A 20,212-nucleotide genomic window follows, 5' to 3' on the forward strand; every position below is an offset into this window, starting at 1 on the left:
ATTTGTGGCCGAGAAGCGCAACCGTGCTGAAGCACGGTGAGCATCGCCGGCCGCAAAGCGCGACGCGCAGTAGCTTTGGTCAGGCATCCCTCACCGCTTGTCGAACTGGTGAGCACTGGCCTGCTTCAAATCCCTGGCTTCTTCAACCATCCTGCGGTGGGCGATCCGTTTGCGCATCACTTCCGCATGTTGCGCGGCAGTCATGGGGGGCACGGTCATCAAGTCCTTCAGCTGCGCGGTATTGCTGTAGTTACTTTTCATAAGACGGCTCAAATGCTCGGCTCCGTAGTGGATGAACTGGCTGCTTCTGATGTGATTATGCGCTGGTATTGGCCGCTGCGCCGCTGCGTACGGGATTATTGTCAAATAATTCCGCTGCAGCGCAACATGCGAGGTCTTATTGTGCGGCAAAATCATGTCTCCAGTATGACCTTGCGCAAATAAAAGGACAGGGGGAGCGCCGTCAGCGTAAAGCGGACGGCGCCGGCCGGGGAGGGCCTGGATGCTTACTTTTGGTAGTTGACTCTCACCAGCATGCGAATAAATTCTCGCGCGATTTGACGATGATGTTCATCCAATCTTTGCAAATCGGCAATTAATTTCACATCGGCGGACTCAAAGCGCGATAAAGCGCTGCCCGCTTCACCATTCGGCGTGGCGCTTTCCGGGCCGCCAAAACGCAACCATTCCGCGGGAACGCCCAACCATTGGGCAATCATGCGCAATTTTTCTTGCGTGGGAATTGCTTCACCTACTAACCATTTCCTAGCTGCATGCACAGTAATCGGGCGTCCATCGAAACGGATGTTGAATTCCCGGGCCAGTCTGGTCGGGCTGTCTGGAGAGTAATGGGCGTTTTTGAGAGCCAACTGAAGTCGCTGGCTGAAGCTTTCGCGTTCGTTAGAAGAATTCATAGGTGTACTATTTCATGTTGTAACATGAAAGTCAGTTTCTTGAATGACCATACAGATTGTTACATTTGAAAAGAGTATCAATTAACAATTAACACTCCGGCCGGGCTTTTCAGGTCAAAAAGTGGGCCGAATTTTCTCTTGCGATTCTGCGTGGCTTCGGGTCAAATTCGCGGCTAGCCTTGATTTTCGCACTGCAGCACGATTCAAAGCCTCGGTTTGGCATTACAACGTACGGTATCGGATAATGCCCTCCTCTACCGATACATGCAATGCCCATGTCATACAATTTCTTGTAGACAAAGTTTTCAGAAGGGCCATTTTGTTTCCAATATGGAAACGACATGAACAACGTGTTCATAGTGAAACGTTGTTTTTTGATCGTGCCTACTGGAAAGAATCTGCACTTAAAAAATTTTACTGCCATCGCAGCGAAAAGAATGTCGCCGTTATGCCAGGAAAGCTCTTTTTGGTGTCATCTTGGCCACCAACTCTCGATCTTAAGCGCGTTTGTGCAAGAAGAATCAATTTATTTTCAGTAATTGTTGTCTGATTCGCCAAATTCTCCCTTTACGCCTTCTTTTTTCTTTGTTGCAGCACGGGCAGGGCACGCTACAATAGTATTGACGTTGACGTAAACGGCACTTTGCCACCACCTGTCTCGCCGCATCCCATCTGACGACCGACCACCCATGCAACCGACACCGCCCGCACCCATGACGACCTATACCATTACCGAACTGGCGCGGGAATTCGACATCACGGCGCGCGCCATCCGTTTCTATGAAGACCAGGGCTTGCTCAGCCCGAAACGCGAAGGCGCCGGCGGCCGCAGCCGCGTCTACACACCGCGCGACCGCACCCGCCTGAAACTGACCCTGCGCGGCAAGCGCCTGGGCCTGGCCTTGTCGGAAATCAAGAGCCTGGTCGACATGTACGAGTCGCCGAAGGACACGCGCGCGCAGATGGACCGCTTCCTGGGCGTGCTGGCGCAGCACCGGCAAACCCTGGAGCAGCAACGCATCGATATCGAAATGGCGCTGGCGGAAATCAGCGCGCATGAAGACGCGTGCGCGCGCATGCTGGCGGACTTGAATATTGATAAGGCGCAAACAAGCTAGCAAGGCAAGCGGCGCACACCTGCCGCGCGCGCCACTTTACGTTTACGTAAACGTCACAACTGAGTATCATAGCTTCACTGACCCGGCACCCATGACCGCCACACTTATAACGACGACGAGGACGACATGCTCCATCTCCCAGGCTTGACCTTTGACCACGGCGACGACATCGCCTCCCTGCGCGAAGCGATCCAACAATTTGCCGCCGCCGAAATCGCGCCGCGCGCGGCCGAGATCGACCGCACCGACCAGTTCCCCATGGACCTGTGGCGCAAGATGGGCGACATGGGCTTGCTCGGCATCACCGTCAGCGAAGAATACGGCGGCGCCGGCATGGGTTACCTGGCACACATCATCGCCATGGAAGAAATCTCGCGCGCCTCGGCCTCCGTCGGCCTGTCCTACGGCGCCCACTCGAACCTGTGCGTGAACCAGATCAAGCGCAACGGCACGGCCGAGCAAAAAGCGAAATACCTGCCGAAACTGATCACGGGCGAGCACATCGGCGCGCTGGCGATGTCGGAACCGAACGCGGGCTCGGACGTCGTCAGCATGAAGCTGCGCGCCGACTTCAAGGGCGACCGCTGGGTCTTGAACGGCACCAAGATGTGGATCACCAACGGCCCCGACGCGGACGTGCTGGTGGTGTACGCGAAAAACGACCTGGAAGCGGGTCCGCGCGGCATGACGGCTTTCCTGATCGAAAAGAATTTCAAGGGCTTTTCCATCGCGCAAAAGCTCGACAAGCTGGGCATGCGCGGCTCGCACACGGGCGAACTGGTATTCCAGGATTGTGAAGTACCGGCCGAAAACGTGCTGGGCGGCCTGGGCAAGGGCGTCAACGTGCTGATGTCGGGCCTCGATTTCGAGCGCACCGTGCTGTCCGGCGGCCCGCTGGGCATCATGCAGGCCTGCATGGACCTGGTCGTGCCCTACGTGCATGACCGCAAGCAATTCGGCCAGCCCATCGGCGAATTCCAGTTGATGCAAGGTAAGCTGGCCGATATGTATTCGACCATGATGGCGTGCAAGGCCTATGTCTACGCCGTGGGCCAGGCTTGCGACCGCGCCACCACGCCGGAAGCCGTGCGCCAGTTGCGCAAGGATGCGGCCGGTGCCATTCTGTATAGTGCGGAAAAGGCGACCTGGATGGCGGGCGAAGCGATCCAGGCGCTGGGCGGCAACGGCTACATCAACGAGTATCCGGCTGGCCGCCTGTGGCGCGATGCCAAGCTGTACGAAATCGGCGCCGGGACCAGCGAAATCCGCCGCATGCTGATAGGCCGCGAACTGTTTGCGGAAACCAAGTAAGCACGGGCGCGCGGCGATCGACTGGGTGAGGAGCCATTCATGCGAGCACAGCTATGACGCACATTGCCTTCCCCAAATTGCTCTCTTCCCAGATTGCATTCGATATCGCGCGCACCATCCGCGACGGCTTTGACAAGCATTACCGTCTGTTCCGCGCAACGAGCCAGCAAGCCAAGCGGTATTTCGAGCAAGGCGCCTGGAGCGCGGCGCAGACGGCGGCCCGCGAACGCATCGACTTCTATGACAAGCGCGTGCAGGAATGCGTGCAGATGCTTGAAGATGAGTACGAAGAGTCGGAGTTGAGCGACGAAGTGTGGCGTGAACTCAAGCTGCACTACATCGGCATGCTGACGGAACACAAGCAGCCGGAACTGGCGGAAACCTTCTTCAATTCCGTCTGCTGCAACATCCTGCACCGCACGTATTTCAATAACGACTATATTTTCGTGCGCCCCGTCGTTTCCACGGAATACATCGAAACGCAAGACCCCGCACCCACCTACCGCGTGTATTACCCGGGCCAGGACGGCTTGCGCGATACCCTGACGCGCATGGTGAACAACTTCCAGCTGGACTGCGCATTTGCCAACCTGGAGCGCGACGTAGCCCAGGTGGAAGCGCGCCTGCAGCAGCTGTTCGGCAGCGACCGGCTGGAGCCGAACCACCAGCTCCAGGTCCTGACCAGTTTGTTCTACCGCAACAAGGGCGCCTACCTGGTCGGCAAGGCCATCAACGGCAACCGCGAATACCCGTTCGTCGTGCCCATCCTGCACAACCGCCACGGCAAGCTGGTGCTCGACACGGTGCTGTTCGAGCAGCAGCAGATCGCCGTGCTGTTTTCGTTTACGCGCGCGTATTTCCTAGTGGATATGGAAGTACCGTCCGCCTATGTACAATTTCTCCGAAGTTTGCTCCCGCGCAAGCCTCGCAGTGAGATTTATACGATACTGGGCTTGCAAAAGCAGGGCAAGACCTTGTTTTACCGCGACTACCTGCAGCATTTAAAACACTCGTCGGACCACTTCGAGAGCGCGCCCGGCATTCGCGGCCTCGTGATGCTGGTATTTGCCCTGCCGTCGTTTCCGTATGTTTTCAAGGTGATCAAGGATTTCTTTCCTCCTCCCAAGGAAACCACGCGCGCGCAAGTCCAGCAAAAGTATTTGCTGGTGAAACACCACGACCGCGTGGGCCGCATGGCCGACACGCTCGAGTATTCCAACGTGGCTTTTCCCCGCGCCCGCTTTGCCGCGGAACTGCTGGCCGAGCTGAAGCAGTTCGCCCCCTCGCTGATCGAAGAAGAGCACGGGCAGATCATCATCCGCCACCTGTACATCGAGCGGCGGATGGTGCCGCTGAACATGTGGCTGAGCAATGCCGAAAAGGAAGGCCGCGACGACCTGGTCGAACACGCCATCGTCGAGTACGGCAACGCCATCAAGGAATTGGTGGCGGCGAATATTTTTCCTGGCGACATGCTGTATAAAAATTTTGGCGTGACCCGTCATCAGCGTGTCGTTTTTTACGATTACGATGAAATCGAGTACATCACCGATTGCCAGTTCCGCGTCATCCCGCAAGCCCGCACGGAGGAGGAAGAAATGTCGGCCGAACCGTGGTATCCCATCGGTAAGCACGATGTGTTTCCCGAACAATTCGGCACCTTCCTGCTGGGCAATCCCCGCATCCGCAGCTATTTCATGCAGCACCATGCCGACCTGCTGACGGCGCAATACTGGCAGGCGCGCAAGCAGCGCATCGAAGACGGCCATATCGAGGACGTCTTCCCGTATCCGCAGCACCTGCGTTTTTGTATGCAGTCACCTTCCCACCCCTCAACCGGAGATCCAACATGAATGATCCAGTCGTAATCGTCGGTGCCGCGCGCACCCCCATGGGCGCCTTCCAGGGCGACTTTGCCAACGTCACCGCCAGCGACCTGGGCGCCGTGGCCATCCGCGCCGCTGTGGAGCGGGCCGGCGTGGCGCCGGATGCCGTGGAACACGTGTTTTTCGGCAATTGCCTGATGGCTGGCCAGGGCCAGGCGCCCGCGCGCCAGGCCTTGCGCAAGGCGGGCTTGCCCGATTCCACGGGCGCCGTGACCCTGTCGAAAATGTGCGGCTCGGCCATGCAGACGACCATGTTCGCGCACGACACCTTGCTCGCCGGCAGCGCCGACGTGGTGGTGGCGGGCGGCATGGAATCGATGACCAACGCCCCCTATCTCGTGCCGAAAGCGCGCGGCGGCTACCGCATCGGCCACGGCATGATCTATGACCACATGATGATGGATGGCCTGGAAGACGCCTACAGCCGCGACGAAAAGGGCAATGCCCGCTCGATGGGCACGTTTGCCGAAGAGTGCGCCAGCCAGTACCAGTTCACGCGCGAAGCGCAGGATGCGTTTGCCATCGAATCCGTGAAACGCGCGCAAGCGGCCACCAAGGATGGCAGTTTCGAATGGGAAATCGTGCCCGTGACCGTTTCCGGCCGCGGCGGCGACACCGTCGTCAGCATCGATGAAGGCCCGCAAAAAGCCCGCCTGGAAAAAATCCCGACCTTGAAAGCCGCCTTCAAGAAGGATGGCACCATCACGGCCGCCTCGTCGTCGTCGATCAACGATGGCGCGGCAGCCCTGGTGCTGATGCGCGAATCGACGGCGAAAAAACTGGGCTGCACCGTCATCGCGAAAATCCACGGCCACGCCACGCACGCGCAGGCGCCGAACGAGTTCACCACGGCCCCCATCGGCGCGGTGAAAAAACTCTACGCCAAGACGGGCTGGAGCAGCAGCAATGTGGACTTGTTCGAGATCAATGAAGCGTTCGCCGCCGTGCCGATGGCCGCCATGCATGACCTCGACATTCCGCACAGCAAGATCAACATCCACGGCGGCGCCTGCGCGCTGGGCCACCCGATCGGCGCCTCGGGCGCGCGCATCATCGTCACCCTGATGGGCGCCCTGAAAAAAACCGGCGGCAAGCGCGGCGTGGCGGCCCTGTGCATCGGCGGCGGCGAAGCGACGGCGATGGCAATCGAACTGGTATAAGCTGTTCCTGAGCACGGGCGCGCACCGCGGTTCACGGTGCGCGCCTTTCATTTTATTTTCAGGGAGAAAACATATGCCTACCGCATTGATCATCGGCGCCTCGCGCGGCATCGGCCACGAAATCGTCCGTCAATACCGCCACGATGGCTGGCGCGTGATCGCCACGGCGCGCACGCCGGACGCCTGCGAGGCCCTCAAGCAACTGGGTGCGGAAGCGCACCAGCTCGACGTGACGGATGTGGAAGGCTGTGCCGGCCTGGGCTGGAAGCTCGACGATGAAAAACTCGACGTGGCCATCCTCAACGCGGGCGTGTATGGCCCCCGTCACGACGGTTTTCCTGCGCAAGCCGATTTTGACCTCGTCATGCACACCAACGTGCTGGCGGCCATGCGGCTGCTGCCGATATTGGCGCCGCTGGTGGCTAACGCCAAGGGCAAGCTGGCCGTGCTGTCCTCGCACATGGGCTCCCTGAGCGAGCGGGGCAACCCCAGCGGTTCGCTGTACCGCGCCAGCAAGGCCGCCTTGAATTCCGTGCTGATCGACACGTCCCTCGTGCATGGCCCGCAAGGCGTCAGCTGCGTCGCTTTCCACCCGGGCTGGGTGCGCACGGACATGGGCGGCGCCGGCGCGGATATTTCACCGGAAGAAAGTGCTGCCGGCATCCGCGCCACCCTGGCCAGCCTGCCGGCCACGGACAAGGCCGTGTTCCGCAACTACGACGGCAAGCCCATAGGCTGGTAACTCCCCACACACCATAAAAACAAACGAGACGACGTCCCATGATACTCAATGAAGAACAATCGATGATCCAGGAAGCGCTGCGCAGTTTTTCGCGCGAGCGCCTGGCGCCCAATGCGGCCCGCTGGGACAAGGAACATCATTTCCCGAAAGAAGAATTGCAGGAACTGGCCGCGCTGGGCGCCTTTGGCGTGGCCGTGCCGGAAGCGCTCGGTGGCGCCGGCCTCGACTATGTATCGCTGGCCCTGGTGCTGGAAGAAATCGCCGCCGGCGATGGCGGCACGTCGACCATCATTTCCGTGAATAATTGCCCCGTGTGCAGCATCGCCATGATGTATGCCAATGATGCGCAAAAGGAACAGTGGCTGCGTCCGCTGGCGCAAGGCACGATGCTGGGTGCATTTTGCCTGACGGAACCGCATACGGGCAGCGACGCCTCCGCCCTGCGCACCACGGCCACCCTCGACGGCAATGCATACGTCATCAACGGCACGAAGCAGTTCATTACCAGCGGCAAGTATGCGGACGTGGCCATCGTCATGGCCGTCACCGACAAGGCGGCCGGCAAGCGCGGCATCAGCGCCTTCTGGGTGCCGACGAACACGCCCGGCTACATCGTGGCGGGACTGGAACAGAAGATGGGCCAGCATTCGTCGGACACGGCGCAAATCCTGTTCGAGAACTGCCGCATCCCCGCGGAAAATTTAATAGGCGAAGAGGGCCAAGGCTACAAGATCGCCCTGTCCGGCTTGGAAGGCGGACGCATCGGCATCGCTTCGCAAGCCGTGGGCATGGCGCGCGCCGCGTATGAAGCGGCCCTGCAGTACGCACGCGAGCGGGAAAGCTTCGGCAAACCCATCTATGAACACCAGGCCGTGCAATTCCGCCTGGCCGACATGGCCACGCAGATCGAGGCGGCACGCCAGCTGATCCGCCACGCGGCGGCCATGAAGGATGCGGGCTTGCCCTGCCTGAAGGAAGCGGCGATGGCCAAGCTGTTCGCGTCGGAAATGGCGGAAAAAGTGTGCTCGGACGCCATCCAGGTGCACGGCGGCTACGGTTATGTGTCCGATTTCCCCGTCGAGCGCATCTACCGCGACGTGCGCGTGTGCCAGATTTACGAGGGCACCAGCGATATTCAGAAGATTTTGATTGCGCGGGCGTTGTAAACCCCAGGCAAAAGCTGGGGTCAGACCCCCATATGCGTTGGCGCGGAGCTTTGCGTTAGCGTTGTTGTGGGTCTGACCCCATACGCCAACGATGGACGAAAAAAAGCCCGCTAAAACGCGGGCTTGTTCCAATGTATTACCAATGCTTTAATCGTGTCATGGACGCCAGTGCTATCTGCAAAGTGCCTCCTGATTTTCGGACTCCCATGCTATCTGCATGGTGACTCCAAGTGTAAAATCGACCATCGTATCCGGAATTACAAAATCCATTTCTTCGCACTGTCACGCCATCGACATTACACCTGTCGGTCGCCGCGCTGAAACTGGATGGTGAGATAATTTGCTGCCAAATCTCAATCACTGAATGGAGTATAGCACAGCTTTTTGTGCAATGCAACAATGGATTGAAACCATACGTTAAATCAAGTCCTTAGCGCCAGCGGCTTGTCTTCTTCGCCGCCGCGGGCCACTCTTTCGTATTCGGAAATCACTTGCGCTCCCAGCAGCAGCAGGGTGGCGCCGATTTCCAGGCTGAACATGACGACGATGGCCGTCGTCATCGAGCCATACACGACGTTCACCTGCGACAAGGTGGAAAAATACCAGACCAGCACATGGCGGGCGATTTCCCACAGCAGAGCCGCCGTCACGCCGCCGATCAGCGCATGTGTGATCGACAATCTTCCCACCGGCATGACCAGGTAAATAGAACTGAGCACGAGGATTTCGCCACCCAGCCCCAGCAGATACAGCAGCACGCCGGACACGCCTTCCAGGCCCCAGTCGTGGCGCAAAAAGCGCACGCTTTCCTCGCCCATCACCTGCAGGCTGCCCGCCACCAACGTGATGAGCAAGATACCCACGCCCAGGCACAGGATGTAGCAGTACGGCAGCACGGCGGAAATGAGGAAATGGCGGCGGCGGATGGCGACGCGGTGGACAAAGATCACGCTCATGGCGTTTTCCAGCACGGTAAACGCGAGCGAGCTGAAAAAGAGCATGGTCAGCAGCAAGAGCCAGCCGATCACGCCCCGGTTGTCGAGAAAATGCGCGATCTCGCCCACGATGGCCTTCGATTGCCCCGGCACCAGCCATTCCAGGTAGTGGCCGATTGTCTGCAGCAATTCATCCTGCGCGATTACGTGCGACAGGGCCACCACCACCAGCATCAGCAGGGGCACGATGGACAGCAGCGAGTAATACGCGACGGCGCCCGCCAGCAGCAAGCCCTGGTTGGCGCGGAAACCCTTGAGCACCTGCAGCGCGAAGGCCAGCGGGTGGCTGAGGATGTAGGTACTGGCGTGGCGGTTGATCATGTCGGGTGCGGTGAGGAAGACGGCGCGGCCTCGTGCCACGCCTTATCACACTAGCATACTGACAATCGCCCCGCTGCACCGTACGCTAGCAGACGGCCGGCTCCAGCAAGGTCAAGGTTTGCCGGTCCGCATCCAGGGTGGCCAATATGCCCATCGGTAGCGTGAACTGGTGGCGGATGTGGCCAAACGAGTAGCCGCTGACGGCCGGCACGCGCAAGGGCTGCAAATGCTGGTCCAGGGTGGCATCGAGGGTCAGCGCCGTATCGCCCTCGGCCGCCTCGCAATGTTCGAAAATGCCCAGCATCAAGGCCGCCGCGTGCTTGAAACCGATGGATAGGTCCAGCTGGCACAGCATGCGGTCGATGCGGTACGGCACTTCATTGATTTCTTCGAGGAACAAGATATGCTCGCGGAAATCGGCCGCATACGGCGTGCCGGCCAGCGCGCTGACCATGCACAGGTTGCCGCCCGTCAAGCGTCCTGTCGCTTGACCGCCATGCACGGTGCGGATGGCGAAGTTCGGCTGCGTCTGCGCGCGGCGATGGTTGTCCAGCGCCATCGGGATCGTATAACTGTCTTGCGGCGTCATCAGCACATTGCGTAGCTGCGTCACCGTGTAGTCGGAAAACGTGGACGACGCCACGGGTCCGTGGAAAGTCACCAGGCCCGTCTGGCTGGCGATGGCCAGGTGCAGGGCCGTGATGTCGGAATAGCCGATCAGCACTTTCGGATTGCGCCGGATCAAGGCGTAGTCGAGCAGCGCCAGCAGCGAAATGCAGCCGGAGCCGCCACGGATGGCCCAGATCGCCTTGACCTCGGGATCGGCGAACGCCGCGTGCAGATCGTCGAGGCGCTGCTGCACCGTGCCCGCATAGTTGCCGTGCACGGCGCGGATGTTGGCGCCCAGACTGGCGCGCAGTCCCAGCGATTCGATATTGCGCTGGGCCTTGGCGATGGATTCCTCATCCGTAAAACCGCCCGGTGCGATGATGGCGACCAGGTCGCCGTCGCGCAAGCGCGCCGGTTTGATCAATGCGTGTGGCTGTTGCATGCGTTTGCCCTTCCCTTGCGCGGCCGCCGCCCATGCCGGTGTACCTGCCGCCCCGAGAGTGGCGGCCAGCAAGCCGCCGAAGCGGCGCCGGCTGAGATTGGTCTGACTGGACATGCGGCCCTTTCCTGGAATAAAAACGGCGACGCCAGGCGCCGCCGCACGAGGTTAGCATGCCGGCGGGATCGCCGCCGGCATGACCGCCTTACATGAACTTGTACTTCAGCTGGAACGACAGCGAGCGGCCGCGCGGGTCGGCCACGCGCGGATCCCAGCCGGCGCCCACCACTTCATCCACGTTGTGCGCGGTGAATGGGGGATCGCGGTCGAACAAGTTCTGGATGCCCACGGTGATGGTGGTATTTTTGAAGCCCGTGTACGTGCCCGACAGGTTATACGTCGTGTAGCTGGAGACGTCCGGCTTGAAGCCCGGCGGCGGCGACCCCTTGCCGCCATTCGGCAGCTGGTCCTTGTAGCCCGACGAAAAACTCTGCACCAGCAAGCCGCTCCAGTCGCCGCGCGACACGCCAAAGCTGGCGTTATGTTTCCAGCGCAAATACAGGTCACGCGTATAGAACTTGCCGACCAGTTCCTGGTATTCCTGGCCTTGATATTCCGCAAACTTGAAGCTGTCCATATACGTGCCGTCCAGGGTCGCCGTCCATTTCGCGTCCCGGATCTTGCCTTCGCCGCGCAAGCCCACGTCGAGGCCGCGCACGCGGCTGCCTGCCGCATTGATCCAGCCCGCCTGCACGTACTCGATGGTGCCGTCCGGATTGCGGTGGATGTACTGGTTCAGCGCCTGGTAGTTGGTCAGCACGATTTGCGGCGTGCGGTTCAGGATGCGATCCTTGGTATTGATGGCCCAGTAGTCGAACGAGGCCGAATATCCCTTGAATGGCTCGATGACAAAACCGACGCTGCCCTGCTTCGACGTTTCCGGTTTCAGATTCGTGTTGCCGCCCGTCTTGTAGTCGAGACGGTCGATGGCGCAATACTCGGGCACGCCCGGATGCTTGGCGCAGCCTTCCTGGTCGACCACGCCGTTCGGCAATTCCTGGCTCAGCGAACCGGAATACAGCTGCTGGAAGCTCGGTGCGAGAAAACCCTTGCTGGCCGAACCACGGAACAGCAGGAAGTCGGCCGGCTGATAGCGGAAGGCCACTTTCGGATTCGTCGTCGCGCCCACCAGGCTGTAATCGTCGCGGCGGATGGCGAGCTGCATTTCCAGGTCTTTCGTGACCGGCACCAGCAGCTCCGCATACACAGCCTTGACGGTACGGCTGGCATCTTTGAGTGCGGCATTGCCTGGCGACAGCAAAATCTGCGTGGCGTCGACGTCTTGCGCGAAACTGTAACCTTCGCGGCGCAAGTCAAAGCCGGCCGCCATGGCCAGCGCACCGGCCGGCAGCTGGAACAGTTCGCCCGAAACGGAACCGTCGATCTGCGTCAGGGTCGTCTTGCCGTGCTGGAAGTCGCCACGGAACTTGGTCGATTCGATCAATTGCTTGGCCGCTTCCGTCTGGCTCTGGCCGGCGCCTACCCAGGGATTGATGATGCCCGTGGCCAAGGCTGCGTACAGCTTGTCCGTGTAGGAATAGCCATCCGTCAGCTTGGTCTTGGTGCTGCTTTCGGCGCGCGAAATGCCGGCCTTGTAATCCCACTTGCCGAAGTTGCCTTCAAAGCCCACCAGCACGCGCGCATTGTCGGTGGTGTTTTCCTGCGTGCGGTTGCCCACGTCATTGGCGCGCCATTTGTAGGAAATCGGCTTGCTCTTGTCGAACGTGGGGATGTAGGCCGACAGATCCTGATAATACGCGCCACCGACCGGATACAGATTCTTGTTGGCGACGGTCGCCTGCACCTGCATCGGCGTCAGGATGGCCGTGGCCTTGGTGCGCGAACCGAGCACTTCGACAAACATGCGGTGGTCGGGCGCCAGCTGGAAGGTGCCGCGCGACAGCAGATTGGCCCGTTCAACAGGGAATTGCAGCACATAGTCGGCGCCATAGTCGTAGGCGCACGAATACCTGGTGCGCAGCGGCGAGGTCACGTCTTTCCACAGTTCCGTCTGGTATTGCGACATGCCGGGAATCGTGTCGCACTTGCCCTGGAAGCTCAGCGGATTGGCTTGCAGGTATTTATTCGCATCGCCCGGCAGCTGGAACGATGTGCCAAGTGCCGTGCCGGTCCCCGCCATCTGGTTGGCGAACGGCGTGCCCGTGGTATCGGGCGACAGGCCGCGTTCCGGCTGGAAGCCGTTGACGAAGGAGCGGTCACGGCCATTGAGCTGTTGCGCTTTATCAACGGTCAGGCTGGCCATGATGTTGTAGCGGTCCGACTCCAGCGAGCCCGTGCCTGCCAGGAGCGAGGCGCGGCGCGTGGCGCCGCCGCCGGCCTGCGTGTCGTTGGTGGAGACGGACGCTTCCACGCCGCTGTAATTGGTTTTCAGAATGAAATTGATCACGCCGCCGATGGCGTCCGTGCCGTAGATGGCCGAGGCGCCATCCTTGAGAATTTCCACACGAGAAATTGCGCCCAGCGGGATCGAGTTCAGGTCGACCGACTTGCCGCTGGCGCCGTGCGTGGCGATGCGGCGGCCGTTCAACAGCACCAGGGTGCTCGACGGTCCCAGGCCGCGCAGCGAAGCGAACGAGGCGCCGCCGCTGACCCGGTCCGCATCGGCGCCAAACACGTTATTGCCCGAAGTCATGTTATCGGCGCCCGTGCCGTTGGCTGACAGGGTGCGCACCAGTTGCTCGGTCGTCGTGATGCCCTGTTTTTCGATCTGGTCAAAGCTGATGACTTGCACCGGCAGCGCGCCTTCCTTGGCCACGCGCTTGATGCTGCTGCCCGTCACTTCGACCCGTTGCATCGCTGGCGCCGACGCTTCCTGTGCCATCACCGGCCCCACCACCCCCATCAATGCCACCAACTGCGCTAGTTTCTTCAATTTCACTGGTCTCTCCTTGTTGGGCAATCGAAACTTGAGTTCTCAAGTCCAGGCTGTTTTGTAAGGTCGCGGCGTCTGTCTCGCGGTACATTTTTTTATGACGCCAGCGCTTTACTTTATTTGTTTTCATTTTCAGAGTAGCGCGATGCGTCCGGGCCCAGCCAATGAAAAATGCTTTCCTAACCATAACTTTTTGGAATGAATGCCCTTTTCAGCGACGTGGTCACTTGCCTGCGGGGCTGCCCTTGGTTTTATCCACGTCCAGATAGCGCCAGGACGTGAATTCCACGGGGTGGCGCCTGTAGTTTTTTAGCCACGGTTGCTGCAGGTCGGCAGAGATGGGATGCGTCAGCAGCACCCACGGCGTGTAGGCGTAGATCAGCTGAAACAGGTCGAAGTACAGACTGCGTCGGCGCGGCGTATCGGATAGCAGGCGCGCCTCCTCATAGCGTTTATTGTAATCGGGCAAATTGAAGCGGGCATAGTTGGCGCGGCCGACGTTGCCGCCATACAACAATTGCATAAAGTTATCGCCATCGGGGAAGTCGGCGATCCAGTTGGTCTCGAACATCTGCACCTTGCCCAGGCGCGACGCCTTGATGATTTCCGTCTTCTTGTCGCTTTTAAATTCAAGGCGCAAGCCGATGGCGTTCAGGTTGCGCCGCCACAATTCATCGCGCAACCGGCCCACCGTGCTCGGCTCCGTATGCATGGTCAACATCAAGGGCGTGCCGTCCGGCTGCGTGCGAAAGCCGTCGGGCCCCGCCTTGTAGCCGAAGCGGTCCAGCAGCGCACGCGCCAGCGCCGGATCGTAGCCGACGGGGCTGCGGTAATGCTTGTCGTAGCCGAGCACGTTGGGCGGCAGCGGCGACTGCGCCGGCAAGGCCAGGCCTTTCTTTAATAGCGCGATATCTTCGCGGCTGTTGTAGCTGAGGGCAATGGCGCGCCGCAGGGCCAGCTTGTCCTTGCTCATGCCACCCAACACGGGATCGTCCATATTCATCCACATGTAATACGTCTGCAGCACGGGAAAGCGCGTCAGCTGCAAGCCCTTGGCGGCCAGCGCCGGTTTCAAGGCGCCGTTTTCCAGCACCATGTCCGTCATCGATTCCGGCACTTGTTCCAGGTAATCGAATTCGCCTTTCAGAAAGCCCAGCATGCGCGATTGATATTCCTCGACGATCCGCACCTCGATGCGCTCGACCAGGGGCAAACGTTTACCCTCCAGCGCGGCGGCGATGGCGCGCGCGTCGACCGGCAAGGCGGCCAGCGCAGTGGTTTCCGTATGGAACACGGTGGGGCGGAAAGTCGGGTTGGCTTGCAGCACGATCTTGTCGCTGCGCTTCCATTCCTTCACCAGGAACGGTCCCGTGCCCACGGGATGGTTGCCGATCTGCCCTGCCGCCGGGTACGCTTCAGCCACTTCGCGCGCCACCACGGCGGTCGCCGGCATGGCCAGGTAAAACAGGAAGTTCGGGTCGATGGCGTTGAGGCGGATGCGCAAGGTGTATTTGTCCAGCGCCTGCAAGCCGGCGATCGGCGTGTCGTAGCTGAATTTGGCTTTCAGGGCCGCGTCGCCGACTAGCTTGTCTTCCAGCAAGAACAGCCACGGCGACTTCAGGCTGGGGTCATACAGCCGCGTCAGGCTGTACACATAATCCTGCGCCGTCACTTCGCGCGGCTGGCCCTTGAAAGCGGGATCGGGGGTGAAGAAAATACCCGGCTGCAAGTGAAAGGTATACATGCGGCCGCCGTCTTCCACGGTCGGCAAGCCGCGCGCCGTATTGCCCTGCAGCTGTACCGGGCGCGCCAGGTAGTCGTAGCGCAGCAAGGGGTCAAAAATGTTTTCCATCAAATTCAGGCTGGCCAGGTCGGATGCCACGGCCGGGTCCAGGCCCGTCTCGCTGGTGCTCAAAAACAAGTGCAGGGTCTTGTTCGCGCGGGCATCGGTGGCGGCCTCGGCGGGCGCGGTAAACAGCGTCAACAGGGCCAGGCCGGCGGCGCAGGCGGTTTTGCGTAAAAACATCATCAGTGATCCAGTGCAGACAAGGGTAAGGAACAGCGGTAAGCGACAGGCATCCCCCACACTACGCGGGCAAGCTACGGGGCGCCAATGAAAACAGGCTGCCAGCTTATAACTTTTTGGCATGCGATTGCTGCATTCTTTCATCAACTCGTATCGGGCTGCCTCTATACTTTGCTTGCAGCACCTTTTCACCTCCCCGAAATACAGAACTGATCGCATATGGCACTTAATTACATCTGGTCCGGCTTTTTCCTCGTTGGCTTCCTGGCCGCAGTGCTGCAGTGGCTGTTTCTCGGCGATACCGATATCTTCAAGCGCATCATCGACGGCACGTTCGAAACGGCGCGCATGGGCGTGATGGATATCGCCCTGCCGCTGGCGGGCGTGATGACCTTGTGGCTCGGCATCATGAACATCGGTGAAAAGGCGGGCATCGTCGGCTGGCTGGCAAAAGTCATCGCGCCGTTCTTTTCGCGCATCTTCCCGGAAATTCCGAAAGACCATCCGGCCACGGGCCACATGGTGATGAATTTCTCGGCCAACCTGCTGGGCCTGGACAATGCGGCCACGCCGTTCGGTTTAAAGGCCATGGAAAGCCTGCAAACCTTGAACCCGAACAAGGAAGAGGCGACGAATGCGCAAATCATGTTTTTGGTGCTGCACACCTCGGGCCTGACCCTGATTCCGCTGGCCATCATGGCGCAGCGCTCGATCCTCGGCGCGGCCGATCCGTCCGACATCTTTATCCCGTGCATGATCGCCACCTATGTCGCCACCATGGTCGGCATCATCACGGTATCCATCAAGCAGCGCATCAACTTGCTCAACAGGGTTGTGCTGGGCTGGATGGGCGGCATGACGAGCGCCATCGTCGCCATGATCTGGTATTTCACGCAGTACCTGACGAAGCAGGAAATCGAGCTGGTCTCGAAAGTGGTCAGCAACCTGGTGTTGATCAGCGTCATTGCCATCTTCATCATCGGCGCCCTGCGCAAGAAGGTGAACGTGTATGACGCCTTCATCGAAGGGGCGAAAGGCGGCATTCAGACCTCGATCACCGTGATTCCCTATTTGGTCGGCATGCTGGTGGCCATCAGCGTCATCCGCAACGCGGGCGTGTTCAATTTCCTGATGAGCGGCATGAACTGGTTCTTCGCCAACCTGGGCATCAATACGGATTTCGTGCCCGCCCTGCCGACGGCCATGATGAAGCCGCTCAGCGGCTCCGGCTCGAAAGCCATGATGATCGACGCCATGAACACCTATGGCGTCGACTCCTTCGTCGGCCGCCTGGCCTGCGTCTTCCAGGGCTCGGCCGACACCACCTTCTATATCGTGGCCCTGTACTTCGGCTCGGTGGGCATCCGCAAGACGCGCTATGCGATCACTGCCGGCCTGATCGCCGATCTGGCCGGCGTGGTCACCGCCGTGTTCGTCGCCTATGTCTTTTTCCATTAAGGAGCGCCATGTTTCGTCCCATCCTCATCGCCGCCTTGCTGGCTGGCATCGGCTTGTCGAATGCACAGGCGCAATTGCCCGAATCCGTCAGCCTGCTGTTGCGCAGCGCGAATATCCCCGAAGACGCCATGGGCGCCATCGTCTTGCGCGGCAACACCACCGTGCTGTCGCATGGAGCCGAGCGCAGCATGCAGCCCGCGTCCACCATGAAGCTGGTGACGACGGCCGTGGGCCTGGAACAATTAGGCCCCATCTTCCGCGGCCGCACGGAGCTACGCACCAGCGCCGACGTCATCAATGGCGTGCTGAAGGGCGACCTGATCCTGCGCGGCGGCGCCGACACGGATTTCAACGGGGACGTGCTGGCGCACATGCTGCAAACCCTGCGCAACCAGGGCATCGTGAAAATCAAGGGCGACCTGATCCTGGACCGCCAGCTGTTCCAGCCAGCCCGGCCCGACATCGGCGCGCCGCCGTTCGACGAGTCGGCCGAGTTCCGCTACAACGTCATCCCCGATGCCTTGTTATTGAACACCAATTTGCTCGATATCAATATGAACTCGACGGACCGGCAATTGAGCATCCTGATGCAGCCGGCGCTGGAGAACGTCAGCATCACGAGCGACATGAAACTGGTCAAGGGCAGTTGCGCGCGATGGGAAGACGGCTGGCGTCCGCCAGAATACCGGCGCGATGCCAACGGCAAACTGCAAGTGATACTGCACGGTACTTTCCCGCAAAATTGCAGCAAGGCCACCAGCATCAATGTGCTTGATCGCAACGATTATGCGGACCGCTTGTTCCGTGCCACCTGGAAACGCCTGGGCGGCACGATCACGGGCACGGTGCGCGAAGCGCCGTTGACGGGCTTGCCGCCGACGGCCGAACCGGTCGGCACGCGCATGCTGGCCGACCACGTGGCGCGCGCCCTGCCGGAAGTTTTGCGCGATATCAACAAGACCTCCGACAACACCCTGGCCCGCACCCTGTTCCTCAGCTTGGGCAGCTTGCAAAGCGATGGCTGGCTAGGCAGCCGCCCCGTCGCCATGGCTGCGCCGGAAGACACGGCCAGCCGGGCGCGGCAAGTGATCCAGGAATGGTTTCAGCGGCACAATATCGATACCCAGGGCATGCTGGTCGACAACGGTTCCGGCTTGTCGCGCACGGGACGCATTGCGCCAGCGCAAATGGCTGGCGTGCTGCAGGCGATGCAGCAAAGTCCATGGGCTCCCGAGTTCCAGTCCAGCCTGCCCATCGTGGCGCTGGACGGCACCATGCGCAAGCGCCTGCTGAACAGCCCGGCCGCCGCGCGGGCCCGCATCAAGACGGGAACATTAAAGAATGTGGTGGCCATCGCCGGTTACGTGCCCGATGCGAATAATCAACAGTGCGTGGTGGTCGCCATGATCAATAGCGACCTGGTTGGCAACGGCAATGGCCGCGCCGCCGTCGATGCGCTGATCGAGTGGGTGGCCAGGAGCGGCGCCGTGCCGGTGGTGGCCGGCCAATAAGGCCGGTGCAGCGGCCTAGCGTGGTGCGCTGGCAAACGCCAGGCGCAGCACATACGCGGCGACGGCGCCGATTAGCAGGATCGTCACCAGCGACGCTTCCACACCGAAGGCGCCGCCCGTCAGCATGGCATTGCCCGCCAGTTCGCCGCGCAGCAGGCCGTCCGTGGCCGCGTGGCCCGATACCGTCGAGGAAAACACTTGGCTGACACAGTAATTCCAGCCGACATGCGTGCCGATGCACACCCACAGGCGGCGCGTCCGCATGTACAGTGCGGCCTGCAGCACACCATAGGCGACAATCGCGGCGATGGCCAGCAGCGAAAAACCGGCATTGGGCAAATGGGCCAGGGCGAACACCAGCGATGAAATCACGATGGCGGCCTTGCTGCCCAGCGCACGTGCCGTCACGCCGAACAGGATGCCGCGAAACATCATCTCCTCGGCCATGCCGACCAGCACGAGTTCCGCCAGCGGCAGCAGCAACATGAAGCTCGGGGCGTTGACGCCGCTAAACTGATATACGCCCAGCGCTGCCAGCACGACAAAGGTGAGAAAGACCAGTCCGGCGCCGAGCAGCAATCCGCGTCCCAGTTCACGCGCCATGCCCGGCATTGCCAATTCGGCCGGCTGGCGCTTTTCAATGCACCGCACATAGAAACGGTAGCCGCACCACACCAGCAGCGCCGCCAGCAACTGCGGCCACAGGATGCGGTGGGGCTTTTCCACCAGTTGGGAAGCGGTGCCCATTACCAGCGGTATCCCGGCAAATGTGAGGACCATGCCCAGCACAATCTGCACCAGGGGATAGGCCATCAGGCGGGCCAGAGGGGATTTTTTTGTTGCCATGCTCAGGGTATTGTCCATCGTCGCTTTCCTCAGATAGTTTTCAGGGCGTTGTTTTTAGCTGCTTGCTTGTATCGCGGATGCGCTCGCCAAATGAGCGCTGTTGCAGCATCGTGATGGCTTGCGCCAGGCATGTGGATAAAGGAAATGCCAATTCCGCATCCAGGCTATCGGCAGCACACTTGGTCGCCTGCCAGCAAGTCTGCAAATGGGGCAGCAAGGCCTCGCCCTGGCTGCTCAGGCGTACCACACGCTGGCGGCCATCCTCGCCACCGGCTGCCACCAGCAGCAAGCCTTTCTTTTTCATCAATGCCACCGTTTGCGTGACGGCTGGCTGCGTGATGCCCGCCAGCTCGGCCAACTGGCCGATGGTCGCGCTCTGCTGTTGCGCCAGCACCCGCATCACGGGCGTGTAGCGCGGCCGGTAATCGAGACCCGCGTCCGCGTAGGCTTGCTGGACGGCGCCGTCCAGCAGTTCGATCAGGTGGCGTAGTTGTGTTCCGAGTCCTTGTTTCATGTAGCGATAGTAACAGCATTTACATAAGCACTTATATAAATACTGAAAGCTGTTGCATTTTATGCACAAAGTAGCAGGGGGTAGCTGAAAAGAGGAGGAGTGGCGAGGAATCGCCAGACGAAAAAAAACCCCACCGGAATCCGGCGGGGTTTTTCTCTTACTGCGTATAACAAGCCTGACGATAACCTACTTTCACACTGGTTGCAGCACTATCATCGGCGCAAAGTTGTTTCACGGTCCTGT

Annotated in this window: 16 protein-coding genes; 9 read left to right on the forward strand and 7 right to left on the reverse strand. The window is 60.3% G+C overall.

Annotation, left to right across the window (positions count from 1 at the left end; genetic code table 11):
• The first annotated feature begins 36 nt into the window (after nt 1-36).
• Entirely contained in the window at nt 37-444 is a 408-nt protein-coding gene (locus AC1Q6X_RS23660; RefSeq protein WP_492498584.1) for a hypothetical protein, read from the forward strand.
• A 62-nt stretch (nt 445-506) separates the two neighbouring features.
• Here the strand turns inward: AC1Q6X_RS23660 and AC1Q6X_RS23665 are convergent, their stop codons facing one another.
• Nucleotides 507-914 (reverse strand): hypothetical protein, encoded by a 408-nt coding sequence (locus tag AC1Q6X_RS23665; RefSeq protein WP_034753756.1) that lies wholly within the window; start codon nt 912-914, stop codon nt 507-509.
• A 713-nt stretch (nt 915-1,627) separates the two neighbouring features.
• On the opposite strand from AC1Q6X_RS23665, the gene AC1Q6X_RS23670 reads away from it, so the two are divergent.
• The 6 genes from AC1Q6X_RS23670 to AC1Q6X_RS23695 all read left to right on the forward strand — a co-directional run bounded on the left by AC1Q6X_RS23670 (nt 1,628) and on the right by AC1Q6X_RS23695 (nt 8,297).
• Nucleotides 1,628-2,032 carry a MerR family transcriptional regulator gene (locus AC1Q6X_RS23670; protein WP_326459569.1) on the forward strand — a complete coding sequence of 135 codons (405 nt, stop codon included), beginning with the start codon at nt 1,628-1,630 and terminating at the stop codon, nt 2,030-2,032.
• Nucleotides 2,033-2,158: 126 nt separating this feature from the next.
• Nucleotides 2,159-3,343: an isovaleryl-CoA dehydrogenase gene (locus AC1Q6X_RS23675; RefSeq protein ID WP_070260712.1), complete on the forward strand. Its 1,185-nt coding sequence runs from the start codon at nt 2,159-2,161 to the stop codon at nt 3,341-3,343.
• Nucleotides 3,344-3,396: 53 nt separating this feature from the next.
• The gene (gene aceK, locus AC1Q6X_RS23680; protein WP_492498573.1) at nt 3,397-5,196 is read left to right on the forward strand and encodes a bifunctional isocitrate dehydrogenase kinase/phosphatase; all 1,800 of its coding nucleotides are present in this window, start codon (nt 3,397-3,399) and stop codon (nt 5,194-5,196) included.
• Nucleotides 5,193-6,389 (forward strand): acetyl-CoA C-acyltransferase, encoded by a 1,197-nt coding sequence (locus AC1Q6X_RS23685; protein WP_492498574.1) that lies wholly within the window; start codon nt 5,193-5,195, stop codon nt 6,387-6,389. The genes aceK and AC1Q6X_RS23685 overlap by 4 nt, the downstream gene beginning before the upstream one ends.
• 73 nt (nt 6,390-6,462) lie before the next feature.
• The gene (locus tag AC1Q6X_RS23690; protein WP_070313415.1) at nt 6,463-7,131 is read left to right on the forward strand and encodes an SDR family oxidoreductase; all 669 of its coding nucleotides are present in this window, start codon (nt 6,463-6,465) and stop codon (nt 7,129-7,131) included.
• A gap of 38 nt (nt 7,132-7,169) precedes the next feature.
• The gene (locus AC1Q6X_RS23695; protein WP_492498575.1) at nt 7,170-8,297 is read left to right on the forward strand and encodes an acyl-CoA dehydrogenase family protein; all 1,128 of its coding nucleotides are present in this window, start codon (nt 7,170-7,172) and stop codon (nt 8,295-8,297) included.
• Nucleotides 8,298-8,719: 422 nt separating this feature from the next.
• On the opposite strand, the gene AC1Q6X_RS23700 is transcribed toward AC1Q6X_RS23695, so the two are convergent.
• The 4 genes from AC1Q6X_RS23700 to AC1Q6X_RS23715 all read right to left on the reverse strand — a co-directional run bounded on the left by AC1Q6X_RS23700 (nt 8,720) and on the right by AC1Q6X_RS23715 (nt 15,640).
• Nucleotides 8,720-9,613, reverse strand: a complete 894-nt coding sequence (locus AC1Q6X_RS23700) for a YihY/virulence factor BrkB family protein (protein WP_070221731.1) — start codon at nt 9,611-9,613, stop codon at nt 8,720-8,722.
• An 85-nt stretch (nt 9,614-9,698) separates the two neighbouring features.
• Nucleotides 9,699-10,778: a S66 peptidase family protein gene (locus AC1Q6X_RS23705; protein ID WP_492498576.1), complete on the reverse strand. Its 1,080-nt coding sequence runs from the start codon at nt 10,776-10,778 to the stop codon at nt 9,699-9,701.
• Nucleotides 10,779-10,866: 88 nt separating this feature from the next.
• Nucleotides 10,867-13,620, reverse strand: a complete 2,754-nt coding sequence (locus AC1Q6X_RS23710; protein ID WP_492498577.1) for a TonB-dependent receptor — start codon at nt 13,618-13,620, stop codon at nt 10,867-10,869.
• 217 nt (nt 13,621-13,837) lie between these two features.
• Entirely contained in the window at nt 13,838-15,640 is a 1,803-nt protein-coding gene (locus AC1Q6X_RS23715) for an ABC transporter substrate-binding protein (protein WP_492498582.1), read from the reverse strand.
• A gap of 219 nt (nt 15,641-15,859) precedes the next feature.
• Between AC1Q6X_RS23715 and AC1Q6X_RS23720 the strand changes: the two genes are divergently transcribed.
• Together AC1Q6X_RS23720 and dacB are read left to right on the forward strand one after the other, a co-directional pair.
• Complete coding sequence (locus tag AC1Q6X_RS23720) at nt 15,860-17,098, forward strand: nucleoside recognition domain-containing protein (protein ID WP_070221728.1); 1,239 nt, start codon at nt 15,860-15,862, stop codon at nt 17,096-17,098.
• Between the two features lie 8 nt (nt 17,099-17,106).
• On the forward strand, nt 17,107-18,609 hold the full coding sequence (gene dacB / locus AC1Q6X_RS23725) for a D-alanyl-D-alanine carboxypeptidase/D-alanyl-D-alanine endopeptidase (RefSeq protein ID WP_492419906.1): 1,503 nt from the start codon (nt 17,107-17,109) through the stop codon (nt 18,607-18,609).
• Nucleotides 18,610-18,624: 15 nt separating this feature from the next.
• Here the strand turns inward: dacB and AC1Q6X_RS23730 are convergent, their stop codons facing one another.
• Both AC1Q6X_RS23730 and AC1Q6X_RS23735 read right to left on the reverse strand, forming a co-directional pair.
• Entirely contained in the window at nt 18,625-19,473 is an 849-nt protein-coding gene (locus tag AC1Q6X_RS23730; RefSeq protein ID WP_492498578.1) for a CPBP family intramembrane glutamic endopeptidase, read from the reverse strand.
• 22 nt (nt 19,474-19,495) lie between these two features.
• Nucleotides 19,496-19,969 (reverse strand): MarR family winged helix-turn-helix transcriptional regulator, encoded by a 474-nt coding sequence (locus AC1Q6X_RS23735; protein WP_492498579.1) that lies wholly within the window; start codon nt 19,967-19,969, stop codon nt 19,496-19,498.
• Nucleotides 19,970-20,212: the final 243 nt, after the last annotated feature.

This window comes from Janthinobacterium sp. GW823-FHT06H09 (assembly GCF_058794735.1).